This is a genomic window from Pyxidicoccus sp. M6, from assembly GCF_055568925.1.
Window position 1 is genome coordinate 10800533 of record NZ_CM145714.1, and the last position, 19674, is coordinate 10820206.

Sequence of the window (19674 nt, forward strand, 5' to 3'; positions counted from 1 at the left end):
GTGGTTCACCTGCTTGAGCTTGCGCAGCGCGTCCGCGTTGAGGTTCCCCTCCCGCGTGAGCAGGTGCAGCTCACGCAGGAGCGCCGGGGACTGGTCCGGCAGGAGCTCGCGCCGGACCTGCGAGGCTTTGACGTTGCGCCTCAGACGGACACCACCTCGAGCACCTCGGGGATGGCCTCACGCAGGCGCCCCTCGATGCCCATCTTCAGGGTGGCCGTGGACGACGGGCAGCCCGCGCACGAGCCCTTCATGTGGAGGTAGACGATGCCGTCCTCGAAGCGGTCCAGCGTGATGTCGCCACCGTCCATGGCCACCGCCGGGCGGATTTCGCTGTCCAGGATGTCCTGGATGCGCGACTGGATGGAGCCGCCGTCGCCGGCCGTCGCCTCGCGCGCCGCCGCCACCGCCGCCTCGTCCACCACCGGCTCGTTGGCCGTCAGGTGCGAGTCCAGCGTGGCCATGACCGAGTCATTCAGCTCGTCCCACTCGCCCTCCTCGCCCTTCGTCACCGTCACGAAGTTGCTGCCAATCATCACCGCCGTCACGCCGCGCACGTCCATCAGCTTGAGCGCCAGCGGAGACTTCGCCTGGGCGTCCTCGCGCTTCGTGAAGTTCAGCGCGCCGCCGGCCAAAAGCCTCCGGTCCACCACGTACTTCAGCGTGCTGGGGTTCGGGGTCCACTCGAGCTGGATGTTCACCGACATTCAATTCTCCTGAGGCCCTTCCTGTAAGGCGCCGGCTGCCCCATAGCAACCTGACTCTCCATGATGCAAACCTCCCCGCTCCCTTCCGTTGCCCGTCAACAAGAATTTCAAGAAATTTCAGAACCCTCCGTGGAATCCGCTATACTGGCGGGGTCATGTTGATGAGCAGCCACCGCCATACCCCGGAGCCCACCGTCGCGACGCCGCGCGTGCCGGCGAGCGTCTTCGAGGGGCTGTTCGTGCGGGCCCTCAAGGCGGAGGGGAGGCTGGCGGCGGAGCTGGAGGCGCTCGGCTACGACATGAAGAAGCCGGAGATGGACTACCCCGTCCAGCTCTGGCAGCGGGCCACGGCCCTGGCGCGCCTGGAAATCTATCCGGAGCTGAGCGAGGAGCAGGCGTACCGGCAGCTCGGACGCCAGCTCGTCACGGGCTTCGCGGCGACGCTCATCGGCCGCGTGGCCGCGGTGGCCCTGCCGATGATTGGCCCCCTGCGCGCCCTGGAGCGGGTGCCGCGCTACCTGTCGATGATGGGGCGCCCGGACATCGAGGTGACGCTGACGCCCGCGGGCGAGCGCGGCCAGCGGATTCAGTTCAAGGACCGCTACAACCGGCCGGACCTCACGGCGGGCGGGCTGGAGCACATGTTGGAGCTGGCCAAGGTCCAGCCGCGCATCACCGTGGAGGAACGCAACCCCGAGGGTTACCGTCTGCTGGTGCGTTGGTAACGTCCGCGCCCCGGAGCCTCGAGTGTCCTACCCTCCCCGCCTCGCCCACCTCGCCACCCGCGCCGTGGTGGCGGCGAAGTTGATGCCCACGTACGCGCGGGCCCACCACATCGACGAGGAAGAGGCCTCGCAGCGGCTTTTCACCGCGCTCGCCGGGCGCATGCTGCCCGCGCTCCTCGATGCCGCATGGGCCGCCATGCGGGGCAAGTCGAAGCGACTCACCGACGACGGCCTTCTGGAGAAGGTGGCCACCACGCTGGCCGAGCGCCCCCTGCGTCCCGGCAGAGTCGCGGAGCTGAATCCCGCCTGGAGCGCCTTCCTCATCCTCGTGGACCTGGAAATCGGCACCGCGGGAGACGCCGCGCGCCGGGTCATGGAGACGGACGAGGGACGCCGCCGGGGTGACGACGGGCTGGCGGAGGCCGGGCGCTTCCTTGCCGCGGAGCTGACACGGGGGAAGTAGCCCCCTGGCGCGGCTGGCGGCACCGGGGCCGCACCGTTATAGGCTCGCGTCACCGAGCCCAGGGCTCGTCGCCCACGCCACCGACTCCGACCCCGCGCCGATGTCCACCTCGCTGCCCACCACCCTGCGCATCCTGCCTTCCATCACCGAGGTCCCCCGCGCCGCGTGGGATGCCCTGGTGGACGAGGCGAGCGTTCCGTTCCTGGAGTGGACCTTCCTCGAGTGCCTGGAGGAGAGCGGCAGCGCGGCGCCGGAGCGGGGCTGGCATCCCCGTCACCTGACGCTGTGGCGTGGCGCGCGGCTGGTCGCCGCGGCTCCCGCGTACCTGAAGGACGACAGCCACGGCGAGTTCGTCTTCGACGGCCCGTGGGCCACCGCCGCCGAGCGCGCGGGCCTGCGCTACTACCCGAAGCTCGTCATCACCGTGCCCTTCACTCCCGCCGCCGGCCGCCGCGTGCTGGTGGCCCCGGGTGAGGACCGGCACGCGCGCGAGGCCGAGCTGTACGCCGCCGCGCTGGAGTACGCCCGCGCCGAGCGCCTGTCCGGCGTCCACGTCCTCTTCCCCACCCAGGAGGAACTGCCCGTGCTGGAGGCGCAGGGCTTCGCGCTGCGCCTGGGCATCCAGTACCAGTGGCTCAACGAGGGCTACCGCACCCTGGATGACTTCCTCGCCCGCTTCCACTCCAAGCGGCGCACCCAGCTGCGCCGCGAGATGCGCGCGCCCGCCGAGCAGGGCATCGAACTGCGGACGCTGCGCGGCGACGCGCTGGCGGACGTGGACGCGGACACCGCCTGGCGCCTGTATGTCTCCACGGTGGACAAGTACCCGTGGGGCATGCGGTTTCTCACCCCGGACTTCTTCGCGCGGATGCTCGCCCGCTTCCGGCACCGCTGTGAGTGGGTGGAGGCGCGCCGGGAAGGGAGGCTGGTGGCCGGCGCGTTCAACCTCGCTGGCCCCGGCGCGCTGTATGGTCGTTACTGGGGCTGCTTCGAGGAGCACCCCTTCCTGCACTTCAATGTCTGCCTGTACCACCCGGTGGAGCAGGGAATCGCCCGGGGGCTGGAGCGCTTCGAACCGGGCCACGGCGGAGAGCACAAGCTCACCCGGGGATTCGAGCCGCGTCTCACATACAGTGCGCACCTGCTCCTCCACCCCGGGCTGGACCGCGCCGTGCGCGGCTTCCTGGCCCACGAGCGGGCAGCCGTGGAAGGCGGCCTGCCCCAGTGGCGGGCGGAGACTGGTTTCAAGGAGGGGGCCTGAAAATCCCTCCTCCCATCGTCATTAAAGGGAGCCCGACACACCCATGGCGCAGAAGCACGAGCACGATACCTCCGTCGTCACGGAGACAGCACCCAAGCAGAAGCTCAAGAAGCCTCCGCTCTACAAGGTGCTCCTGCACAACGACAACTACACGACGCGCGAGTTCGTCGTCGCCGTGCTGAAGGAGATCTTCCACAAGTCGGAGACGGATGCCGTGCAGATCATGCTGCACGTTCATTACAACGGAGTCGGGGTTGCCGGCGTCTATACGTTCGAGGTCGCCGAGACGAAGATCAAGACGGTGGAGGCCGCGGCTCAGGAGAATGGGTTTCCCCTGCGGCTTTCCATGGAACCCGAGGAAGGTTGAAACGTGGCAGGACCGCTGATTGCCAAAGAGTTGCAGGCCAGCTTCCGCACCGCCCTGGAAGAGGCGCGGAAGATGCGCCACGAGTACCTGACGCTGGAGCACCTGCTCCTCGCGCTCACCCGGGACTCACGCACCCGTGAAGTCCTGAAGGCGTGCGGCGCCAACGTGAAGCGCCTGCAGGAGCGCCTGGCCTCCTTCCTGGAGGAGACGGTGGAACGGCTGCCCGAGGGCGTGGAAGCCGAGCCCCAGCAGACCATCGGCGTGGAGCGCGTGCTCCACCGCGCCGCCATGCATGCCCTGTCCGCCGAGCAGAAGCTCATCGACGGCGGCGACGTGCTGGTGGCCATGTTCCGCGAGGAGGAGAGCCAGGCGCTCTACCTCCTCCAGCAGGAGGGCGTCACCCGCCTGGACCTGCTGAACTACATCTCCCACGGCATCTCCAAGGGCGAAGAGGGCGCCGGGGGCGAGGCCTCCGAGGGCGCTCCCAGCCGCGGCGCGGCCATGGGGGATGACGACGAGGGTGAGTCTCCGCGCAAGAGCCCGCTGGAGGCGTACACCACCCAGCTCAACATCGAGGCGAAGGAAGGGCGAATCGACCCGCTCATCGGCCGCGAGAAGGAGCTGGAGCGCACCATCCAGGTGCTCTGCCGCCGCCGGAAGAACAACCCGCTCTACGTGGGCGAGGCGGGCGTGGGCAAGACGGCGATTGCAGAGGGCCTGGCCCTGCACATCCACGAGGGCCGGGTGCCGGAGGCGCTGAAGAACTCCGTCGTCTACTCGCTGGACATGGGCGCGCTGCTCGCGGGCACCAAGTTCCGCGGCCAGTTCGAGGAGCGCCTCAAGGGCGTGCTCAAGGCACTGCAGGAGCAGAAGGACGCCATCCTCTTCATCGACGAAATCCACACGATTGTGGGTGCCGGTGCCACCAGCGGCGGCTCGATGGACGCGTCCAACCTGCTCAAGCCCGCGCTGGCCAGCGGCCGGCTGCGCTGCATCGGCAGCACGACGTTCCAGGAGTACAAGTCCGCCTTCGAGCGCGACAGGGCGCTGTCCCGCCGCTTCCAGAAGATTGAGGTGGGCGAGCCCAGCGTGGAGGACACCGTCCTCATCCTGGGGGGCCTGAAGAGCCGCTACGAGGAGCACCACGGCGTGAAGTACGCCACGGAGGCCATCCGCGCCGCGGCGGAGCTGTCCGCCAAGCACATCAACGACCGGTTCCTGCCGGACAAGGCCATCGACGTCATCGACGAGACGGGCGCCGCCGAGCGGCTCAAGCCGGAGGGCACGCGCACCAACAACGTCACCGCCGCGGACGTGGAGACGGTGGTGGCGAAGATGGCGAGGATTCCCGCCAAGAGCGTGTCCGCCAGCGAGGGCATCCAGCTGCAGAACCTGGAGAAGGAGCTCCAGGGCGTCATCTTCGGGCAGGACTCGGCCATCAAGGACCTGGTCAGCGCCATCAAGCTGGCGCGCTCCGGCCTGCGTGCGCCGGAGAAGCCCATCGGCTCGTTCCTCTTCTCCGGCCCCACGGGCGTGGGCAAGACGGAGCTGGCCAAGCAGCTCGCGCAGACGCTGGGCGTGGAGTTCCTGCGCTTCGACATGAGCGAGTACTCGGAGAAGCACACGGTGAGCCGGCTCATCGGCGCGCCTCCGGGCTACGTGGGCTTCGACCAGGGCGGCCTGCTCACGGACGCCGTGCGCAAGCACCCGTACGCGGTGCTGGTGCTGGATGAAATCGAGAAGGCCCACCCGGACCTCTTCAACATCCTGCTCCAGGTGATGGACCACGCGACGCTGACGGACAACAACGGCCGCAAGGCCGACTTCCGCAACATCGTCCTCATCCTCACCACCAACGCGGGCGCCCAGGAGATGAGCACCAAGGCCATCGGCTTCGGCGACCTGCAGAAGCCGGCGGATGCCACCCGCGCGAAGAAGGCGATTGAGCGCACCTTCACCCCGGAGTTCCGCAACCGGCTCGACGGGTGGATTCTCTTCTCCGGCCTGCCGCCGGAAATCATCCTGAAGGTCGTGGACAAGGAGGTCCGCCTCCTCCAGAAGATGCTGGACGAGAAGAAGGTGAAGCTGGAGCTCACGCCCGCCGCCCGCGCGTGGCTGGCCGAGCACGGCTACGACCCGGCCTTCGGCGCGCGTCCCATGGCCCGCCTCGTGGACAACTCGCTGAAGAAGCCGCTCGCCGAGGCGCTCCTCTTCGGGGATTTGAAGAACGGCGGCGTGGCCCGCTACGACGTCGAGGGCGACAGCCTGAAGCTGCAGACGCAGCCGGCCGCCGCCGAAGCCGCCCCGGTGTAGTCACCGGCTGCGACGTGAAATGAAAAGGCCCCGGCTCCTCACGTGGAGTCGGGGCCTTTCTCTTGCGAGGCGGTGCCGGCGTCATGGCCCGTGGCAGCGGGACATGAAAAGGCCTCGGCTCCTTCGCGGAGTCGAGGCCGGGTGCTTCGAGACGGCGCTGAGTGCTTCAGCCGACGCGGTAGCTCTTCACCGCGCTGGAGAGCTGCTCGGAGATGATTTGCAGCGTGGTAGCGGCCTCGCCGGTGGAGCCGATGCGGGCCACCGTCTCGTCCATCATCTTGGAGAGGTCGTTCACCGCCAGGGTGATTTGGTTGATGCCCACGTTCTGCTGGCTGACGGCGGCGGCAATCTGACGGACGGCGGCGGCGTTGTCCTGGACGATGGAGGACAGCTCGCGCAGGTTCTGCCCGCTGTTGCGCACCTGGGCGAGGCCCGACTCCATGCGCTCGGCGCCGCGCTCGGTGATTCGCACCGCGGCCGTCACCGAGTTGGCGATGTCGTCCAGCAGCTCGCGCACGCGGGTGGTGGCCTGGATGGACTGGTCCGCCAGCGCGCGGATTTCACGCGCCACCACGCCGAAGCCCTTGCCGTGCTCACCGGAGCGGACGGATTCAATCGCCGCGTTGAGCGCGAGCATGTTGGACTGGTCCGCTAGGTCCTTCACCGTCTGGGTGATGCCGCCAATCTGCTGCGTGCGCTCGCCCAGCTCGACAATCTTCTGGGCAATCTCACCCACCTGGGCGCGGATGTCGTTGAGGCCCGCCATGGTGAGCTCGATGGAGGCCTCGCCGGACTTGGCCAGCGCGTCCGCGCGCTCGGCGACGCTGAGCACGCTCTCCGCCTTCTGCGCGGCGAGCATGGACGTCTGCTTGATTTCCTGCGCCGTCACCTGCGTCTCCTGCAGGGCGGCGGCCTGACGGGAGATGGTCTGCGCCTGCTCGGTGGAGGAGGCGTTGAGGTGCTCGGTGGACTGGGTGAGCGCGGTGGCGGCCTGCTGGAGGTTGAGCGTCACCTCGCGCAGCCGGCCCACCATCTGCGCGAAGGAGTTGGCCAGCCGGCCCACCTCGTCGCCGCTCTTCACCTGGATGGGACGGGTGAGGTCACCCGACTCGACGATGTGGCCCGCCACCTCCGTCAGGTTGCGCAGCGGCCCGACGATGCTGCGGCCGAACAGCGCGGACGCCGACACGCCCAGCACCACCAGCAGCAGCGCGAAGCCCGCCATGCGCCAGCGCAGCTCGCTCACCTGGCCGGAGATGTGCTCCAGGGCCATGCCCACGTGCACCGTGCCCAGCTTGCCGCCCGCCACCGGGGCGGCGACGTTGATGGCGTGCAGGCTCTCGCCGTCGGCCTCCAGGTCCACCACGCCCGAATCGCCCGCCGCGAGGATGGCGGCCTTCAGCGGCTCCGGAAAGGCCTTGGCGAAGGAGTGCGCCACGATGGCGCCGCTGGCGTCCTGGACGAAGATGTACTCCAGGTCGTCGCTGTCCCGGCTGACGGTCAGCATGGGCTGGAGCGTGCCGTCGCCCGCGGTGATGCCCTGCTCGGCGGCCACCGCGATGCTGCGGGCCACCAACTGCCCCTCCTCCGTGTGGTTGGCCATCAGCCCGCTCTCCAGGCGCTGCGTGGCGATGGCGGTGAGGCACAGGGCCAGCGTCGAGCTGATGACCGCGGTGAGGAGGATGAACTTCGGCGCCAGCCCCAGGGACTGACGGAACTGCTGGGTGAGCTGCGCGGTGAGCGACGGTTGCGTAGGATTCACGGAATCACCACCGGAGGGACTGCGTCAGGACAGCACCCGTGTCGCGGGGGCGGACGGGTGAGGTGGAAACGGGGCTCATCGGGAGGAACCTCCCTCGCCCCGGGCGCGGAAGCCGGGCAATGAGCAACTCTGGAGGATGAGCTCGGGCAGCGAGGCCAGGGGCACGCCCTGGTCCGTGGCCTTCAATTCGAGCGCGGCGCGAGGCATGCCGAAGACGACGGACGAGGCCTCGTCCTGGGAGAAGGTGACGCCGCCCGCGTTGCGGATGGCCAACAGGCCCCGCGCGCCGTCCTCGCCCATGCCGGTGAGCACCACGCCGCCGCTGCGCCGGCCGAAGACGGAGGCCAGCGACGCCAGCAGCACATCACCGTTGGGGCACGGCCCGCCCCGGGTGCGCTGCAGCCGCGCCACGCCTCCCGCGTCCACCAGCAGGTCGTGCCCGTCGAGCGGGAAGTACACGCGGCCCGGCTCCAGGCGCTCGCCTTCCTTGGCGATGTCCACCGGAAGCGGCGTCACCTGGGACAGCCAGCGCACCATGCCCTGGGTGAAGCCCACGGTGATGTGCTGCGCGATGAGCAGCGGGACGGGGAAGTCCTTGGGCAGCTTCGCCAGCAGGTCCGCCAGCGCGGGCGGGCCACCGGTGGAGGCCACGATTCCGAAGACATCCACCCGGGCGCCCGTGGGCACCGGCGGCGGCACCACGCCGGTGCGCGGGCGGCGCGAGATGACGGGCACCTCCGCCATCAGGCACACGGAGTGGGCCAGGTCCCTGCCCCACTTGCGCAGCTCCTCGACGTTGGTGACGTTGGGCTTGCCGATGAGCTCCAGCGCGCCGGCATTCATGGCCTGGAAGCCCAGGTCCACGCCGCGCTGCTCGGCCACCGCGCTCACCACGAGGATGCGCGCGGGCGCCGCGGACATGATGGCGGCGATGGCCGCCGGGCCGTCCAGCCCCGGCAGCAGCAGGTCCATGGTGATGACGTCCGGCCGCAGCAGCTTCGCGAGCTGCACGGCGCGGTTACCGTCACCAGCCCGGCCCACGACTTCAATCCGCGGCTCCTCGGTGAGGAGCGCGGTCAGCGTGTTCGCCATGGTGGGGGAGTCATCCACCACCAGGACGCGGATGGACCGCTTCAGACTCACGTGCGAGTCCCCCTGCGGCTCATGACATCCAGCACCTCGGCGAGCAGGCGGCCCGCGGCACACTCACGCTTGCTGAGGTAGCCGTCCGCGCCCGCCGCCAGGCCGCGCTCGCGGGCCGCGGCGCTGTCGTGCGCGGAGACGAGGATGACGGGCAGCGATGCCGTCTCCTTCTTCTCGCGGAGCTTCGCGATGAGCTGCACGCCGTCCATCTCCTCCATGTCCAGGTCGCAGATGACGACGTCGTACGTGTCCGTCGCCAGCCGGTCCAGCGCCCGGGCGCCACTGGCCGCCAGGTGCACCGTGAAGCCGCCGGCCTCCAGCATGGCCCGGTGCAGCGCGCGCGCGGTGAGCGAGTCGTCCACCACCAGCGCCCGCTTCTGCGCCACCACCTGCGCCTGTCCGGAGTCCGACACCAGCCAGTCCGGGCGGCAGATGAGCAGCAGCTCACCGCGGCTGAGCGTGGCCGCGCCCTGCCAGGCCGGCACGTCGCGCACCTCGGAGGGCAGCGGGCGGATGACCAGGTCCCTGTCTCCCACCACCGCGTCCACCGCGAGCGCCACGCGCTTGCCACCGCTCTGCACGATGAGCAGCGGCTGCCCCTCCGTGGGTGGCGCCAGGGCGCGCAGGCCGAGCCGCGCCCCCAGGTCCACCACCGGCAACAGCTGCCCCTGGTACTCCATGTGCGCCCGGCGCTTGCCCAGGCGCAGCGAGTCCGCGCGGGCCAGTTGCGTGGCCTCCACCGCCAGCATGGGCAGGCCCACCAGCGTCTCCGTGGCGCGCACCACCAGCACCGGCGAGCTGCCCAGGTCCACCGGCAGCGTCAGCATGAAGCGCGTGCCCTGCCCCTGTGCGCTGGCCACCTCGATGCGGCCCTGCAACCCCTCCACCGAGGCGCGCACCGCGTCCAGGCCCACGCCGCGCCCGGAGGTGTCCGTCACGTCCGTGCGCGTGCTGAAGCCGGGCCGGAAGATGAGGTCGCGCACCTGGTTCTCGTTGAGCCGCGCCGACTCGTCCGCGGTGACGAGCCCGCGCGACTCCGCCACCTTGCGCACGCGCTCCACGTCGATGCCCGCGCCGTCGTCCGCGCACTCCAGGTAGAGCAGGTTGCCCTGCTGCTCCACGCGCATCGTCAGCGCGCCCTCGTGGTGCTTGCCCGCGCGCTCGCGTTGGGACGGCATCTCCAGGCCGTGGTCCACCGCGTTGCGGAGCAGGTGCACCAGCGCGCCCTGGAGCTTCTCCAGCAGGCGCCGGTCCAGCGACAGCTCCGAGCCCACCACCGACAGGCGCGCTTCCTTCCCGAGCTGGCGGGACAAGTCGCGGACCATGCGCTGCAGCGGGTCCAGGATGGTGCGCACCGGGCGGGTGGTAATCGCCTTGAGGCCCTCTTCCAGCGCATCGACGATGTCGCCCGTCTCCTCGCCGTCGGTGCGCAGCGAGCGCGACGTGCCGGCGAGCTGCGTGCGCGCCTCCGCCGTCTCCGCCAGCAGGCCCTGCTTCGCGAGCAGCGTCACCACGCGGTCCAGCTCGCGGCCGCGCTCCTCGAAGCGCAGGCGCACCTCGCGCAGACGCTCCACCTCGCGCATCAGCGCCGTCACCTGCCGCGCCGACACGCGCCAGCCCGCGTCCGCGGACTCGGGCGCCAGCTCCGGCATCGCCGGGGCGGACTCGGCCGCGGCGGCCGGAGCGGGGGCCTCCACGGCCACCTGCGCGGCGGGCACGGACATGGCCAGGGAGACGGGAGCGCCCGTCGCGGCCGCGGCCGATTCCGGAGGCGGCGCGTCCGCCACGAGCTGGGCCAGGGCGGCGGCCGGGTCCGGCAGCGAGTCGCCGCGTCCGTCCGCGTGCGCCTGGGCGCGCAGCAGGAAGAGGTCCAGGCCGTGCAGCAGGATGTCCACCACCGGCCGCGGCATCTTCTGCGGGTTGGCCTTCAGCGGGGCGAGCGCGTCCTCCAGCTTGTGCGCGATGTCGCTCAGGTCCTGCATGCCGAGCGACGCGGCGCTGCCCTTCAGCGTGTGGAGGTGGCGGCCCAGCCGCACGTAGAGCTTGGACAGCGAGTCCACCTCCAGGCCGTCGCGCTCCAGCTCCAGCAGGTCCATGGTGACCTTCTGGACGACCTCCTGGGCCTCGACGGCGAAGCCGGCGACGAGCCCCTGCAGCAGCGGATCAACGGGCATGACGTCCTCCCGTGCCGCGCTGGGCGAACAAACGCTTCAAGTCAATCAAGTGGATGAGCTGGCGGTCCTGCGTGAAGACTTCCATGACGGCGCCCTCGGCGCGCACGCGCGCGGCCTCCACCGCGCTCATGGGCAGCGTGGTGGGGCGCGGAATGGCCTCGCAGTCCAGCGCGCACAGCTCGCCGTCACCGCGGTCCACCACCAGCAGCACGGCCGGGTCCTGCCGCCAGCCGTGGCCGCCCAGGAGCGACGCGAGGCTGAGCGCGGCCAGCACCTGGCCCTGGAAGCGCAGCACGCCCACGACGTGCGGGGCCGACAGCGGCACCGGCGTCACCATCTTCAGCGGCAGCGCGGCGCGCAGCGACTCCAGGGAGAGCGCGTAGCGCTCCTCGCCCAGGGGGAACTCGGCAATCCAGTGGACGGCCTCCTCCACCGCCGTCTCGCCCTGCTCGCGGAGGCGGGCCGCGCGCCGCTCGAGCAGCTCGCGCGCCTCCACTTCCTGGGCTTCTTCCATCGTCCGCGGGGTGACCTTCATTCCAGCGTCCCCTGATTGAGGTAGGCGTCAGCGGACGCCTGGTAGAAGCGCGCGGGCAGTGCCTCGGGCCCGTCCACCAACTGGTCGGGCGGGAGGCGCTCGGCGCGGGAGCGCAGCGTGCGCATCAGCGGCACGGCCGCCTCGCGCGCTCCGGAGCGCTCACGAAGAAGGGCCAGCTCCAACAGGCCCGGCAGGTAGTCCGGCGACTGGCGCACCAGCGCCTCCAGCACGGCGGTGGCGCCGACCTCGTCGCCCTCCTCGATGCGCTCCAGCGCGCTGAGGTGGATGCGCGAGGGCACGGGCGGCGGCGCGGCATCCACGCGGGCCGGCTTCGCGGCCGGGGGCGACGCCGGACGCTCCGGCTTCGCGGGGGCCCGGACGCTGTCGGAGGCGCGCGTGCGCGACGAGGACGGCGAGGCGGACTCGCCGGGGCCGAGGAGGCGGAAGCACTGCAGCTCTGGAGGCCCCTCCCTCACCATGCCCGGGGGGACGCGGTCCACCTCGACAGCGCCCAGGAAGAGCAGCCCGCCCGGGTTGAGCGTGCGCGACAGCAGCGTAATCGCCGCGTCACGCGCGGCGGGAGTGAAGTAGGTGAGCACGTTGCGACAGAGGATGAAGTCGAAGCGGCCGAACCGCTCCGGCAGGGGTGCCAACAGGTTGCCCTGGGCGAAGGTGGTGACTCGGCGGACGACGGGGAGGATGGTGACTTCGCGCTCCCCCGTCTCCACGTAGAGGGGAAACAGGCGCGGCGCGGACTCGCGGCGGGACCAGGAGCCGTAGGTGGCGCGGCGGGCCGTCTCCAGGCTGGACTCCTGGAGGTCCGTGCCCAGCACCTCCACCGGGAAGCCGTGCGGCAGGGACGCCTGGAGACACGCGGCCAGCGAGTAGGCCTCCTCGCCCGTGGCACAGCCCGCGCTCCAGCCGCGCAGCGCGAGCGCGCCCCGGCGCAGCGCCGCGGGCACGCCCTCCTGGGAGATGAAGCGGAAGTGCTCCGGCTGGCGGAAGAAGTACGTCTCGCCCACCAGCACCGCGCGCGCCAGCGTGGAGGACAGCGGGGACACCGGGAGCATCAGCTCTCCGAGCAGGTCCACGGCGGAGCGCCCGCGCGTGAGCTCCGCCCGCATGACGCGCTCCACCGCCTCGGTGGCGATGGCGTCGTCGCGGAAGCCGGTGATGGCGGCCACCACCTCCCGCGCGCGGGTGAGCAGCCGCGGGTCGAGCTCTCCGCTCATGCGGTCCGCCTGGCCTCCGCGGCCTCCAGCATCGTAGGCAGCTCCCGCAGCAGGCCGCGGGCGATGAAGACCTTCGGGTCCAGGATGGGCAGCGCGCGCCCTCCGGCCCGCAGCATGCCGATGAGCCCTTCGCGCAGCGGGCCATGGTCCGCCCCGCCCACGCGCTCGCGCCGCTCGATGTCCGTGGAGGCGTACTCCTCCGGGTCCTTCACCGTGTCCACCGCCAGCGCCAACGCCATGCCGTCCACCTCGATGACCACCAGCATGCGCTCCACGCGCGCCAGCTTGTGCTCCACGCCCAGCCGGCGCGCCACGTCCAGCACGCAGAGCGCGTGGCCCCGCACCTCGACGTACTCGCGCAGGTAGGTCGGGCCCGTGGGCAGCGGCCGCGTCGCCGGGTGCAGCAGCACCTCGCGCACGGCGTCCAGCGGAATGGCGAACTCCAATTCGCCCACCGTCACGCGCAGCACCAGCAGCGAGCCCGTGCGGGCCCGGCGCCGCGCGCTGGCCAGCGACTCGCCCACCGTGTGCAGCAGCTCGTCCGCGCGGAAGGGCTTGGCGAGGAAGGCCTCGGCGCCCAGTCCCAGACACGCCTCGGCGCGCGACTTCTCCGAGGAGATGATGATGACGGGGATGTCCGCGGTGGCGGGGTCCGCCTTCATCCGCTGGAGCACCTCGTCGCCGTCCATCTCCGGCATGGACAAGTCGAGGAGCACCGCCGCCGGCAGGAGCCGGCCCACCTTGTCCAGGGCCTCACGGCCGTTGCTGGCCGTGTGGATGGTGTAGTGGCCGGAGAGGATGGCGCGCTCCAGCGCGAGAATCGCGTCGCTGTCGTCGACGAGCAGCAGGGACGGCAGGCTCACGGCATCAGGCCTTCGAGAGGAACTGACGGACGGTCTCCGTCAATTCGTGGTGGGACACCGGCTTCTGGATGAAGGCGTTGGCGCCGGCCTCGGTGCCCTTCTGGCGCAGGTCCGCGTTCTTCTCCGCCGTGAGCAGGAGGATGGGAACCGAGCGGACCTGGGGCATCTGGCTGGCGCGCACCTCCTTCACGAAGGTGATGCCGTCCATGCCGGGCATGTTGATGTCCGCGATGACCAGGCTCACCGGAACGAGGCGGAGAATCTGCAGCGCCCGCGTCGCATCGTCGGCCTCGACGGTCGAGACCTTGAGGTTCATCAAATAGATTTTGACGATGTTGCGGACCGTCGGGCTGTCGTCCACCAGCAAGACGTTGGTGCTCTGGGTGGTCACTGTGATGCGGCTCCTCCGCAAGGCCCGCGCTGATGCGGGAAGCCCCTGCGACTGTTGAGGACTCTACCGTGAGCGCTCTCACGGGAGAAAGCGGGGCACGTCGGGCCCGCCTTGATACCGAGCGGGCAGGTGCCCGATGACCCCGGGACAATTCCCGGAGTCATCGCAGGCTAGGGGAAAACGGCTACTCGGCTGCCGGCTTGGGCGCGTGGGTCGGGGACTCCGCGCCCTCGGTCTCCGGCTCTACCGGCGGCGCACCCACCGCATGGTAGCCACCGTCCACGTGCACCATTTCGCCCGTGGTGGAAGGCAGCCAGTCGGAGAGCAGAGCACACGCGGTGCGCGCCACCATGTCGTGGCTGTCCTTCGCGCTCCAGCCCAGCGGCGCCTGCTTGCCCCAGCCCTGCTCCAGCGACTTGAAGCCGGGGATGCCCTTGGCGGCGATGGTGGCCAGCGGGCCCGCGGCCAGCGCATTCACGCGGATGCCCTTGGGGCCCAAATCCCTCGCGAGGTAGCGAACCGTGGCCTCCAGCGCCGCCTTGCACACACCCATCCAGTCATAGATGGGCCAGGCCATGCGGTTGTCGAAGTCCAGCGTGACGATGGAGCCGCCCTTCGTCATCAGGGGCAGGCACGCCACGGCCAGCTCCTTGAGGGAGAAGGCGGAGATGCGGAACGCCGTCTGGACGCTCTCCCACGGGGTGTTGAGGAAGTTGCCGCCGAGCGCGTCCTCGGGAGCGTAGGCGATGGAGTGCAGCACGCCGTCCACCCGGTCCCACCGCTGGCGCAGCGACTCGGTGAGCGCGGTGAAGTGGGCGGGGTTGGTGACGTCCAGCTCCAGGACCTCCAGGCCGGGCTTGAGGCGCTTGGCGCTCCGGTCGGTGAGGGACTTGGCGCGGCCGAAGCCCGTGAGGAGGATGTCGGCGCCCTGCGCGAGCGCGTGCTCTGCGATGCCGTAGGCGAGGGACTGGGGCGTGAGCACCCCGGTGATGAGCAGCTTCTTGCCTTGGAGCAGCATGAAAGGCGGCCTCGTCGGAAAGTGAGTGGGAAGCGCGCTGTCTACCACTCCTGCCGGGTGGAGCGGGACGAAACCCGGGCGCCACCTGGGGCGTAGCGCCAGGACGCGGAGGCCATCGCCCGCCGTGGCATCCAGCACCCGGTGGTGGTGGATGACGACGTCCGCTCCGCTTCCGCTCCGGTGGCGGGCAAGGCGGAGCGGCCGGCCGCGCCCGGAGACGGAACGGATGCGCAGGTGACGGACGCCGGAGAGGTGCGGGCCGGCCCGGGGATGCGGTCCGCGAAGCTGACCGTTGACTACTGCGCCAAGGCGGCCAAGGCCGTTTGCCTCGTCGACCGTCGCCGCCTGGGCATCCGAGTGCTCCCGGGGGACGGGGCTTTCCCGGGTGAAGCCACGCTCACGTGGCGCATGAATCCATCTGCTTCCCGCTGAGCGGACCGGCGTCCGGGCAGCCACGGAGGCTCAACAAGATGCGGCGAAAAACCCCCATCGGGGCGCCCTTCCCAGTAAAAGACGACACCGCCATGGCGAATTTCCAGGACACGTTCCTTTCCGGCGCCAACATCGACTTCATCGAAGGGCTCTACGCCCGCTACCTCGAGGACCCCACCAGCGTGGATGCAAGCTGGCGCGAGGTCTTCGAGCGCAATGACGGTGCTGGCAGACCCATCTTCAGCACCAGGCTGCTGGAGGCGGCCGCGGCCCCCGTGGCCCCCGCCTCTGGCAAGGCGAACGGCAAGGCCGCCGCCGCGGCCCTGAAAGAGGCCGTGGCGCAGGCCCCCGCCGCCGCGCCCGCTCCCGCCGTCGCCCAGGATGTCGTCGGACTGCAGGCGAAGGTGGATCAGACGATTACCGCCTTCCGCCTGCGCGGCCACCTGCGCGCGAAGCTGGATCCGCTGGACCGCCCCCGCCCGCCGCTGGAGCACGTGGCCGACGTGGGTATGGTGGACGACGGCCACTTCTCCGCCCGCGAGCGCGAGCAGCTCGTCGAGTGCAACAACGTCTTCCCCGAGCCGCGCGTGCGCCTCGGTGACCTCCTCGGCCGCCTGCACCGCACGTACACCGGCAGCATCGGCGTGGAGTTCATGCAGATGCTCGACAGCGGCCGGCGCCGCTGGCTGATGCAGCGCATGGAGCACGCGGAGAACCGCACCGGCTTCTCCGTGGAGGACCAGCGCCACATCCTCACCCAGCTCTCCTACGCGGAGGGCTTCGAGCACTTCCTCCACACGAAGTACGTGGGCGCCAAGCGCTTCAGCCTCGACGGCGGCGAGTCGCTCATCCCCATGCTGGACGCCATCACCGAGGTGGGCACCGCCATGGGCCTCAAGGAGGTCGTCATCGGCATGGCCCACCGCGGCCGCCTCAACGTGCTGACGAACATCCTCGGCAAGAAGCCGGATCAAATCTTCAGCGAGTTCGACGGTCCGAAGGACCCGAAGGCCTACCTCGGCCGCGGCGACGTGAAGTACCACATGGGCTTCTCGTCGGACCGCACCACGCGCCAGGGCAAGAGCGTGCACCTGTCGCTGGCCTTCAACCCCAGCCACCTGGAGTGCGTGAATCCGGTGGTGGAGGGCCGCGTGCGCGCCAAGCAGGACCGCGGCGGTGACACCGAGCGCACCGGCGTCATGCCGCTGCTCATCCACGGCGACGCGGCCTTCATCGGCCAGGGCATCGTGCCGGAGACGCTCAACCTCGCCGGCCTCAAGGGCTACACCACCGGCGGCACCGTCCACGTCGTCATCAACAACCAGGTCGGCTTCACCACCGACCCGCACGACTCGCGCTCCTCCATCTACGCCACGGCCATCGCGCAGATGCTGGACATCCCCATCTTCCATGTGAATGGGGACGACCCGGAGGCCTGCGTCCACGTGGCGCGGCTGGTCGCCGAGTACCGGCAGACGTTCAAGAGCGACGTCGTCATCGACCTCGTCTGCTACCGCCGCTACGGCCACAACGAGGGCGACGAGCCCTCGTTCACGCAGCCGGCCATGTACGACATCATCCGCAAGCACCCGACGGTGCGCACGCTCTACGCCGCCGCGCTGGCGGAGAAGGGCCGCATCCCCGCGGAGGAGTCCGAGGCCATCAAGCAGCGCTGCCAGCAGGATTTCGACGCGGCGCTCACCCGCGCGCGCCAGGAGAGCCAGTTCAAGGAGCCCAGCGCGCTGGAGGGCCTGTGGAAGCCGTACAAGGGCGGCTCGCTGAAGAGCGCCCCGCAGGTGTCCACGGGCGTGGACAAGCAGGTGCTGTGCGACGCGCTGAAGAAGCTGTCCACGGTGCCCGAGGGCTTCAACGTCCACCGCGACGTGGAGCGCACCGTCATCAAGAAGCGCCTGGGCATGCTGGACAGCGGCGACCTGCAGTGGAGCGAGGGCGAGTCGCTCGCCTACGCCACGCTGCTGTCCGCGGGCTACAACGTCCGCATCACCGGCCAGGACGCCGAGCGCGGCACCTTCAGCCACCGGCACGCGGTGCTGCACGACGTGCAGACGGGTGAGAAGTTCGTGCCCCTGCGCCAGTTCGTCACCGGCAAGGGTGGCTTCCACATCTACAACAGCGCCCTGTCCGAGATGGGCGTGCTCGGCTTCGAGTACGGCTACAGCCTGGACGTGCCGGACGGCCTGACCATCTGGGAAGCCCAGTTCGGCGACTTCGCCAACGGCGCTCAAATCATCATCGACCAGTTCATCGCCGCTGCGGAGAGCAAGTGGCGCCGCCTGAGCGGCATCACCCTGCTCTTGCCGCACGGCTACGAGGGCCAGGGCCCCGAGCACTCCAGCGCGCGTCTGGAGCGCTTCCTGGATTTGTGCGCCGAGGACAACATCCAGGTCTGCTACCCCACCACGCCCGCGCAGATCTTCCACCTGCTGCGCCGCCAGGTGGTGCGCCCCGTGCGCAAGCCGCTGGTCATCATGTCGCCCAAGAGCCTGCTGCGCCGCCCCGAGGCCACCAGCAAGATTGACGAGCTGGCCACGGGCGCATTCCAGGAGGTCATCCTGGACAAGGTGGCGCCGGCCGGCGTCACGCGGCTCATCCTGTGCAGCGGCAAGGTCTACTACGACCTGGTCAAGGCCCGGGACGAGCGCAAGGACGACAGCATCGCCATCGTCCGGCTCGAGCAGCTCTACCCGTTCCCCTTCGACGAGCTGGCAGGCCTCGTCGCGAAGATGCCGAAGCTCGCGGAGCTCCTCTGGGTCCAGGAGGAGCCGCGCAACGCGGGCGGCTGGCACTTCATGTTCCCCCGCCTGCACGACCTGGCGTCCACGCGCTCGCAACAGCCGCTGAAGATCGGCTACATCGGGCGCGCGGAGGCCGCCAGCCCTGCCACCGGCTTCCCCAAGACTCACGAATACGAGCAGCAGCTCATCATCGAGGAAGCCATCTTCCGAGGGACCAAGAATGGCCGTTGAACTGAAAGTGCCCCCCCTGGGCGAGTCCATCACCGAGGCCGTCGTCGGAAAGTGGAACAAGAAGCCCGGTGACGCGGTCTCCGCCGACGAGCCCCTCGTCGTGCTGGAGACGGACAAGGTCACCATCGACGTGCCCGCGCCTTCCGCCGGCTCGCTGGCCAGCATCGCCTTCAAGGAGGGCGACAAGGTCCGCGTGGGCGAGGTGCTGGGCCTCATCGAGGCCGGTGCCGGTGCCGCCGCCGCGAAGCCCGCGGCCGCCGCGCCAGCTCCGGTGCAGGCGCCTGCTCCCGCCGCCGCGGCCGCGGCCGTGGACACCCGCGCCACGCCCACCGCTCGCAAGGTGGCCGAGGAGAACCAGGTGGACCTCACCGGCGTGAAGGGCAGCGGCGCCGGTGGCCGCATCTTCAAGGACGACGTGCTCGGGCAGATCAACCGTCCGGCCGCTCCGGCGCAGGCGCCCGCCGCCGTCCCGGCGGTGCCGTCCGGCCCGCGCCCCAACGCCGCGCGCGAGGAGCGCGTGCGCATGACGCCGCTGCGCAAGCGCGTGGCCGAGCGCCTCATCCAGGCGCAGTCCACCGCCGCCATGCTCACCACCTTCAACGAGGTGGACATGGGCGAGGTGATGGCCCTGCGCAAGAAGTACAACGAGAAGTTCCAGGCGAAGCACGGTGTGAAGCTCGGCTTCATGAGCTTCTTCATCCGCGCGTCCGTCGAGGCCCTCAAGGCCTTCCCGCAAATCAACGCGGAAATCGACGGCGAGGACGTCATCTTCAAGCACTACTACGACATCGGCGTGGCGGTGAGCGGCAGCCGCGGCCTCGTGGTGCCGGTGGTGCGCAACGCGGACAAGCTGGGCCTGGCGGACCTGGAAAAGACTGTCGGTGACTACGGCACCCGCGCCCGCAACGACAAGCTGGGCCTGGCCGACCTGCAGGGCGGCACCTTCACGATTACCAACGGCGGCATCTTCGGCTCCATGCTGTCCACGCCCATCCTCAACCCGCCGCAGACGGGCATCCTGGGCATGCACAACATCGTCGAGCGCCCCGTGGCGCGCGACGGCCAGGTCGTCATCCGGCCCATCATGTACGTGGCCCTCACGTACGACCACCGTCTGGTGGACGGCCGCGAGGCCGTGCAGTTCCTCGTGCGCGTGAAGGAGTGCATCGAGGACCCCGAGCGCCTGCTGCTGGAGGTCTGACGCGACTCGCCATCTCCTCGCGGAAACCCGCAGGAGACATACAGAATATGAGTCCCGGGCTCTAAGGAACTCGGGCATTCACGGGCGGCCGGCTGGACTTCCA

16 protein-coding genes are annotated in these 19674 nt (G+C 70.2%); 7 read left to right on the forward strand and 9 right to left on the reverse strand.

The annotated features are described in order from the left end of the window. Window positions 1-140 precede the first annotated feature (140 nt). Window positions 141-704 (reverse strand): NifU family protein, encoded by a 564-nt coding sequence (locus ACVTJA_RS42265; protein WP_465829188.1) that lies wholly within the window; start codon window positions 702-704, stop codon window positions 141-143. Window positions 705-859: 155 nt separating this feature from the next. Here ACVTJA_RS42265 and ACVTJA_RS42270 point away from each other — a divergent pair, with 155 nt between their 5' ends. The 5 genes from ACVTJA_RS42270 (at window position 860) to clpA (ending at window position 5833) form a co-directional block, all read left to right on the forward strand. After that, window positions 860-1429: a DUF2378 family protein gene (locus tag ACVTJA_RS42270; protein ID WP_465829190.1), complete on the forward strand. Its 570-nt coding sequence runs from the start codon at window positions 860-862 to the stop codon at window positions 1427-1429. 22 nt (window positions 1430-1451) lie between these two features. Continuing rightward, window positions 1452-1892 (forward strand): hypothetical protein, encoded by a 441-nt coding sequence (locus tag ACVTJA_RS42275; RefSeq protein ID WP_465829191.1) that lies wholly within the window; start codon window positions 1452-1454, stop codon window positions 1890-1892. 100 nt (window positions 1893-1992) lie between these two features. Further along, complete coding sequence (locus tag ACVTJA_RS42280; RefSeq protein WP_465829193.1) at window positions 1993-3153, forward strand: GNAT family N-acetyltransferase; 1161 nt, start codon at window positions 1993-1995, stop codon at window positions 3151-3153. 43 nt (window positions 3154-3196) lie between these two features. After that, on the forward strand, window positions 3197-3520 hold the full coding sequence (locus ACVTJA_RS42285; RefSeq protein WP_206725055.1) for an ATP-dependent Clp protease adaptor ClpS: 324 nt from the start codon (window positions 3197-3199) through the stop codon (window positions 3518-3520). Window positions 3521-3523: 3 nt separating this feature from the next. Further along, window positions 3524-5833 (forward strand): ATP-dependent Clp protease ATP-binding subunit ClpA, encoded by a 2310-nt coding sequence (gene clpA, locus ACVTJA_RS42290; protein WP_465829195.1) that lies wholly within the window; start codon window positions 3524-3526, stop codon window positions 5831-5833. A 166-nt stretch (window positions 5834-5999) separates the two neighbouring features. Here the strand turns inward: clpA and ACVTJA_RS42295 are convergent, their stop codons facing one another. The 8 genes from ACVTJA_RS42295 to fabI all read right to left on the reverse strand — a co-directional run bounded on the left by ACVTJA_RS42295 (window position 6000) and on the right by fabI (window position 14951). Continuing rightward, entirely contained in the window at window positions 6000-7595 is a 1596-nt protein-coding gene (locus tag ACVTJA_RS42295; RefSeq protein WP_465829196.1) for a methyl-accepting chemotaxis protein, read from the reverse strand. A gap of 75 nt (window positions 7596-7670) precedes the next feature. After that, window positions 7671-8738 carry a chemotaxis protein CheB gene (locus tag ACVTJA_RS42300; RefSeq protein WP_465829197.1) on the reverse strand — a complete coding sequence of 356 codons (1068 nt, stop codon included), beginning with the start codon at window positions 8736-8738 and terminating at the stop codon, window positions 7671-7673. Further along, window positions 8735-10912: a hybrid sensor histidine kinase/response regulator gene (locus tag ACVTJA_RS42305; RefSeq protein ID WP_465829199.1), complete on the reverse strand. Its 2178-nt coding sequence runs from the start codon at window positions 10910-10912 to the stop codon at window positions 8735-8737. Before ACVTJA_RS42305 ends, ACVTJA_RS42300 begins: the two co-directional genes overlap by 4 nt. Next, complete coding sequence (locus ACVTJA_RS42310; protein WP_465829201.1) at window positions 10902-11447, reverse strand: chemotaxis protein CheW; 546 nt, start codon at window positions 11445-11447, stop codon at window positions 10902-10904. Before ACVTJA_RS42310 ends, ACVTJA_RS42305 begins: the two co-directional genes overlap by 11 nt. Continuing rightward, window positions 11444-12679 (reverse strand): CheR family methyltransferase, encoded by a 1236-nt coding sequence (locus tag ACVTJA_RS42315; protein ID WP_465829203.1) that lies wholly within the window; start codon window positions 12677-12679, stop codon window positions 11444-11446. Before ACVTJA_RS42315 ends, ACVTJA_RS42310 begins: the two co-directional genes overlap by 4 nt. Continuing rightward, complete coding sequence (locus ACVTJA_RS42320) at window positions 12676-13542, reverse strand: response regulator (RefSeq protein ID WP_465829205.1); 867 nt, start codon at window positions 13540-13542, stop codon at window positions 12676-12678. The genes ACVTJA_RS42315 and ACVTJA_RS42320 overlap by 4 nt, the downstream gene beginning before the upstream one ends. 4 nt (window positions 13543-13546) lie before the next feature. Further along, window positions 13547-13933 (reverse strand): response regulator, encoded by a 387-nt coding sequence (locus tag ACVTJA_RS42325; protein ID WP_206725047.1) that lies wholly within the window; start codon window positions 13931-13933, stop codon window positions 13547-13549. Window positions 13934-14117: 184 nt separating this feature from the next. Next, complete coding sequence (gene fabI / locus ACVTJA_RS42330) at window positions 14118-14951, reverse strand: enoyl-ACP reductase FabI (RefSeq protein ID WP_465829206.1); 834 nt, start codon at window positions 14949-14951, stop codon at window positions 14118-14120. A 524-nt stretch (window positions 14952-15475) separates the two neighbouring features. Here fabI and ACVTJA_RS42335 point away from each other — a divergent pair. Together ACVTJA_RS42335 and odhB are read left to right on the forward strand one after the other, a co-directional pair. Next, window positions 15476-18370 carry a 2-oxoglutarate dehydrogenase E1 component gene (locus tag ACVTJA_RS42335; protein WP_465829208.1) on the forward strand — a complete coding sequence of 965 codons (2895 nt, stop codon included), beginning with the start codon at window positions 15476-15478 and terminating at the stop codon, window positions 18368-18370. Further along, window positions 18360-19571 (forward strand): 2-oxoglutarate dehydrogenase complex dihydrolipoyllysine-residue succinyltransferase, encoded by a 1212-nt coding sequence (gene odhB, locus ACVTJA_RS42340; RefSeq protein WP_465829209.1) that lies wholly within the window; start codon window positions 18360-18362, stop codon window positions 19569-19571. Before ACVTJA_RS42335 ends, odhB begins: the two co-directional genes overlap by 11 nt. Window positions 19572-19674: the final 103 nt, after the last annotated feature.

Bases quoted from the DNA above. Each gene is read 5' to 3' on its own strand.
- ACVTJA_RS42265 (WP_465829188.1), bottom strand. From the start codon at position 704: ATGTCGGTGAACATCCAGCTCGAGTGGACCCCGAACCCCAGCACGCTG.
- ACVTJA_RS42270 (WP_465829190.1), top strand. From the start codon at position 860: ATGTTGATGAGCAGCCACCGCCATACCCCGGAGCCCACCGTCGCGACG.
- ACVTJA_RS42280 (WP_465829193.1), top strand. From the start codon at position 1,993: ATGTCCACCTCGCTGCCCACCACCCTGCGCATCCTGCCTTCCATCACC.
- ACVTJA_RS42285 (WP_206725055.1), top strand. From the start codon at position 3,197: ATGGCGCAGAAGCACGAGCACGATACCTCCGTCGTCACGGAGACAGCA.
- ACVTJA_RS42305 (WP_465829199.1), bottom strand. From the start codon at position 10,912: ATGCCCGTTGATCCGCTGCTGCAGGGGCTCGTCGCCGGCTTCGCCGTC.
- ACVTJA_RS42310 (WP_465829201.1), bottom strand. From the start codon at position 11,447: ATGAAGGTCACCCCGCGGACGATGGAAGAAGCCCAGGAAGTGGAGGCG.
- ACVTJA_RS42315 (WP_465829203.1), bottom strand. From the start codon at position 12,679: ATGAGCGGAGAGCTCGACCCGCGGCTGCTCACCCGCGCGCGGGAGGTG.
- fabI (WP_465829206.1), bottom strand. From the start codon at position 14,951: ATGCTGCTCCAAGGCAAGAAGCTGCTCATCACCGGGGTGCTCACGCCC.
- ACVTJA_RS42335 (WP_465829208.1), top strand. From the start codon at position 15,476: ATGGCGAATTTCCAGGACACGTTCCTTTCCGGCGCCAACATCGACTTC.
- odhB (WP_465829209.1), top strand. From the start codon at position 18,360: ATGGCCGTTGAACTGAAAGTGCCCCCCCTGGGCGAGTCCATCACCGAG.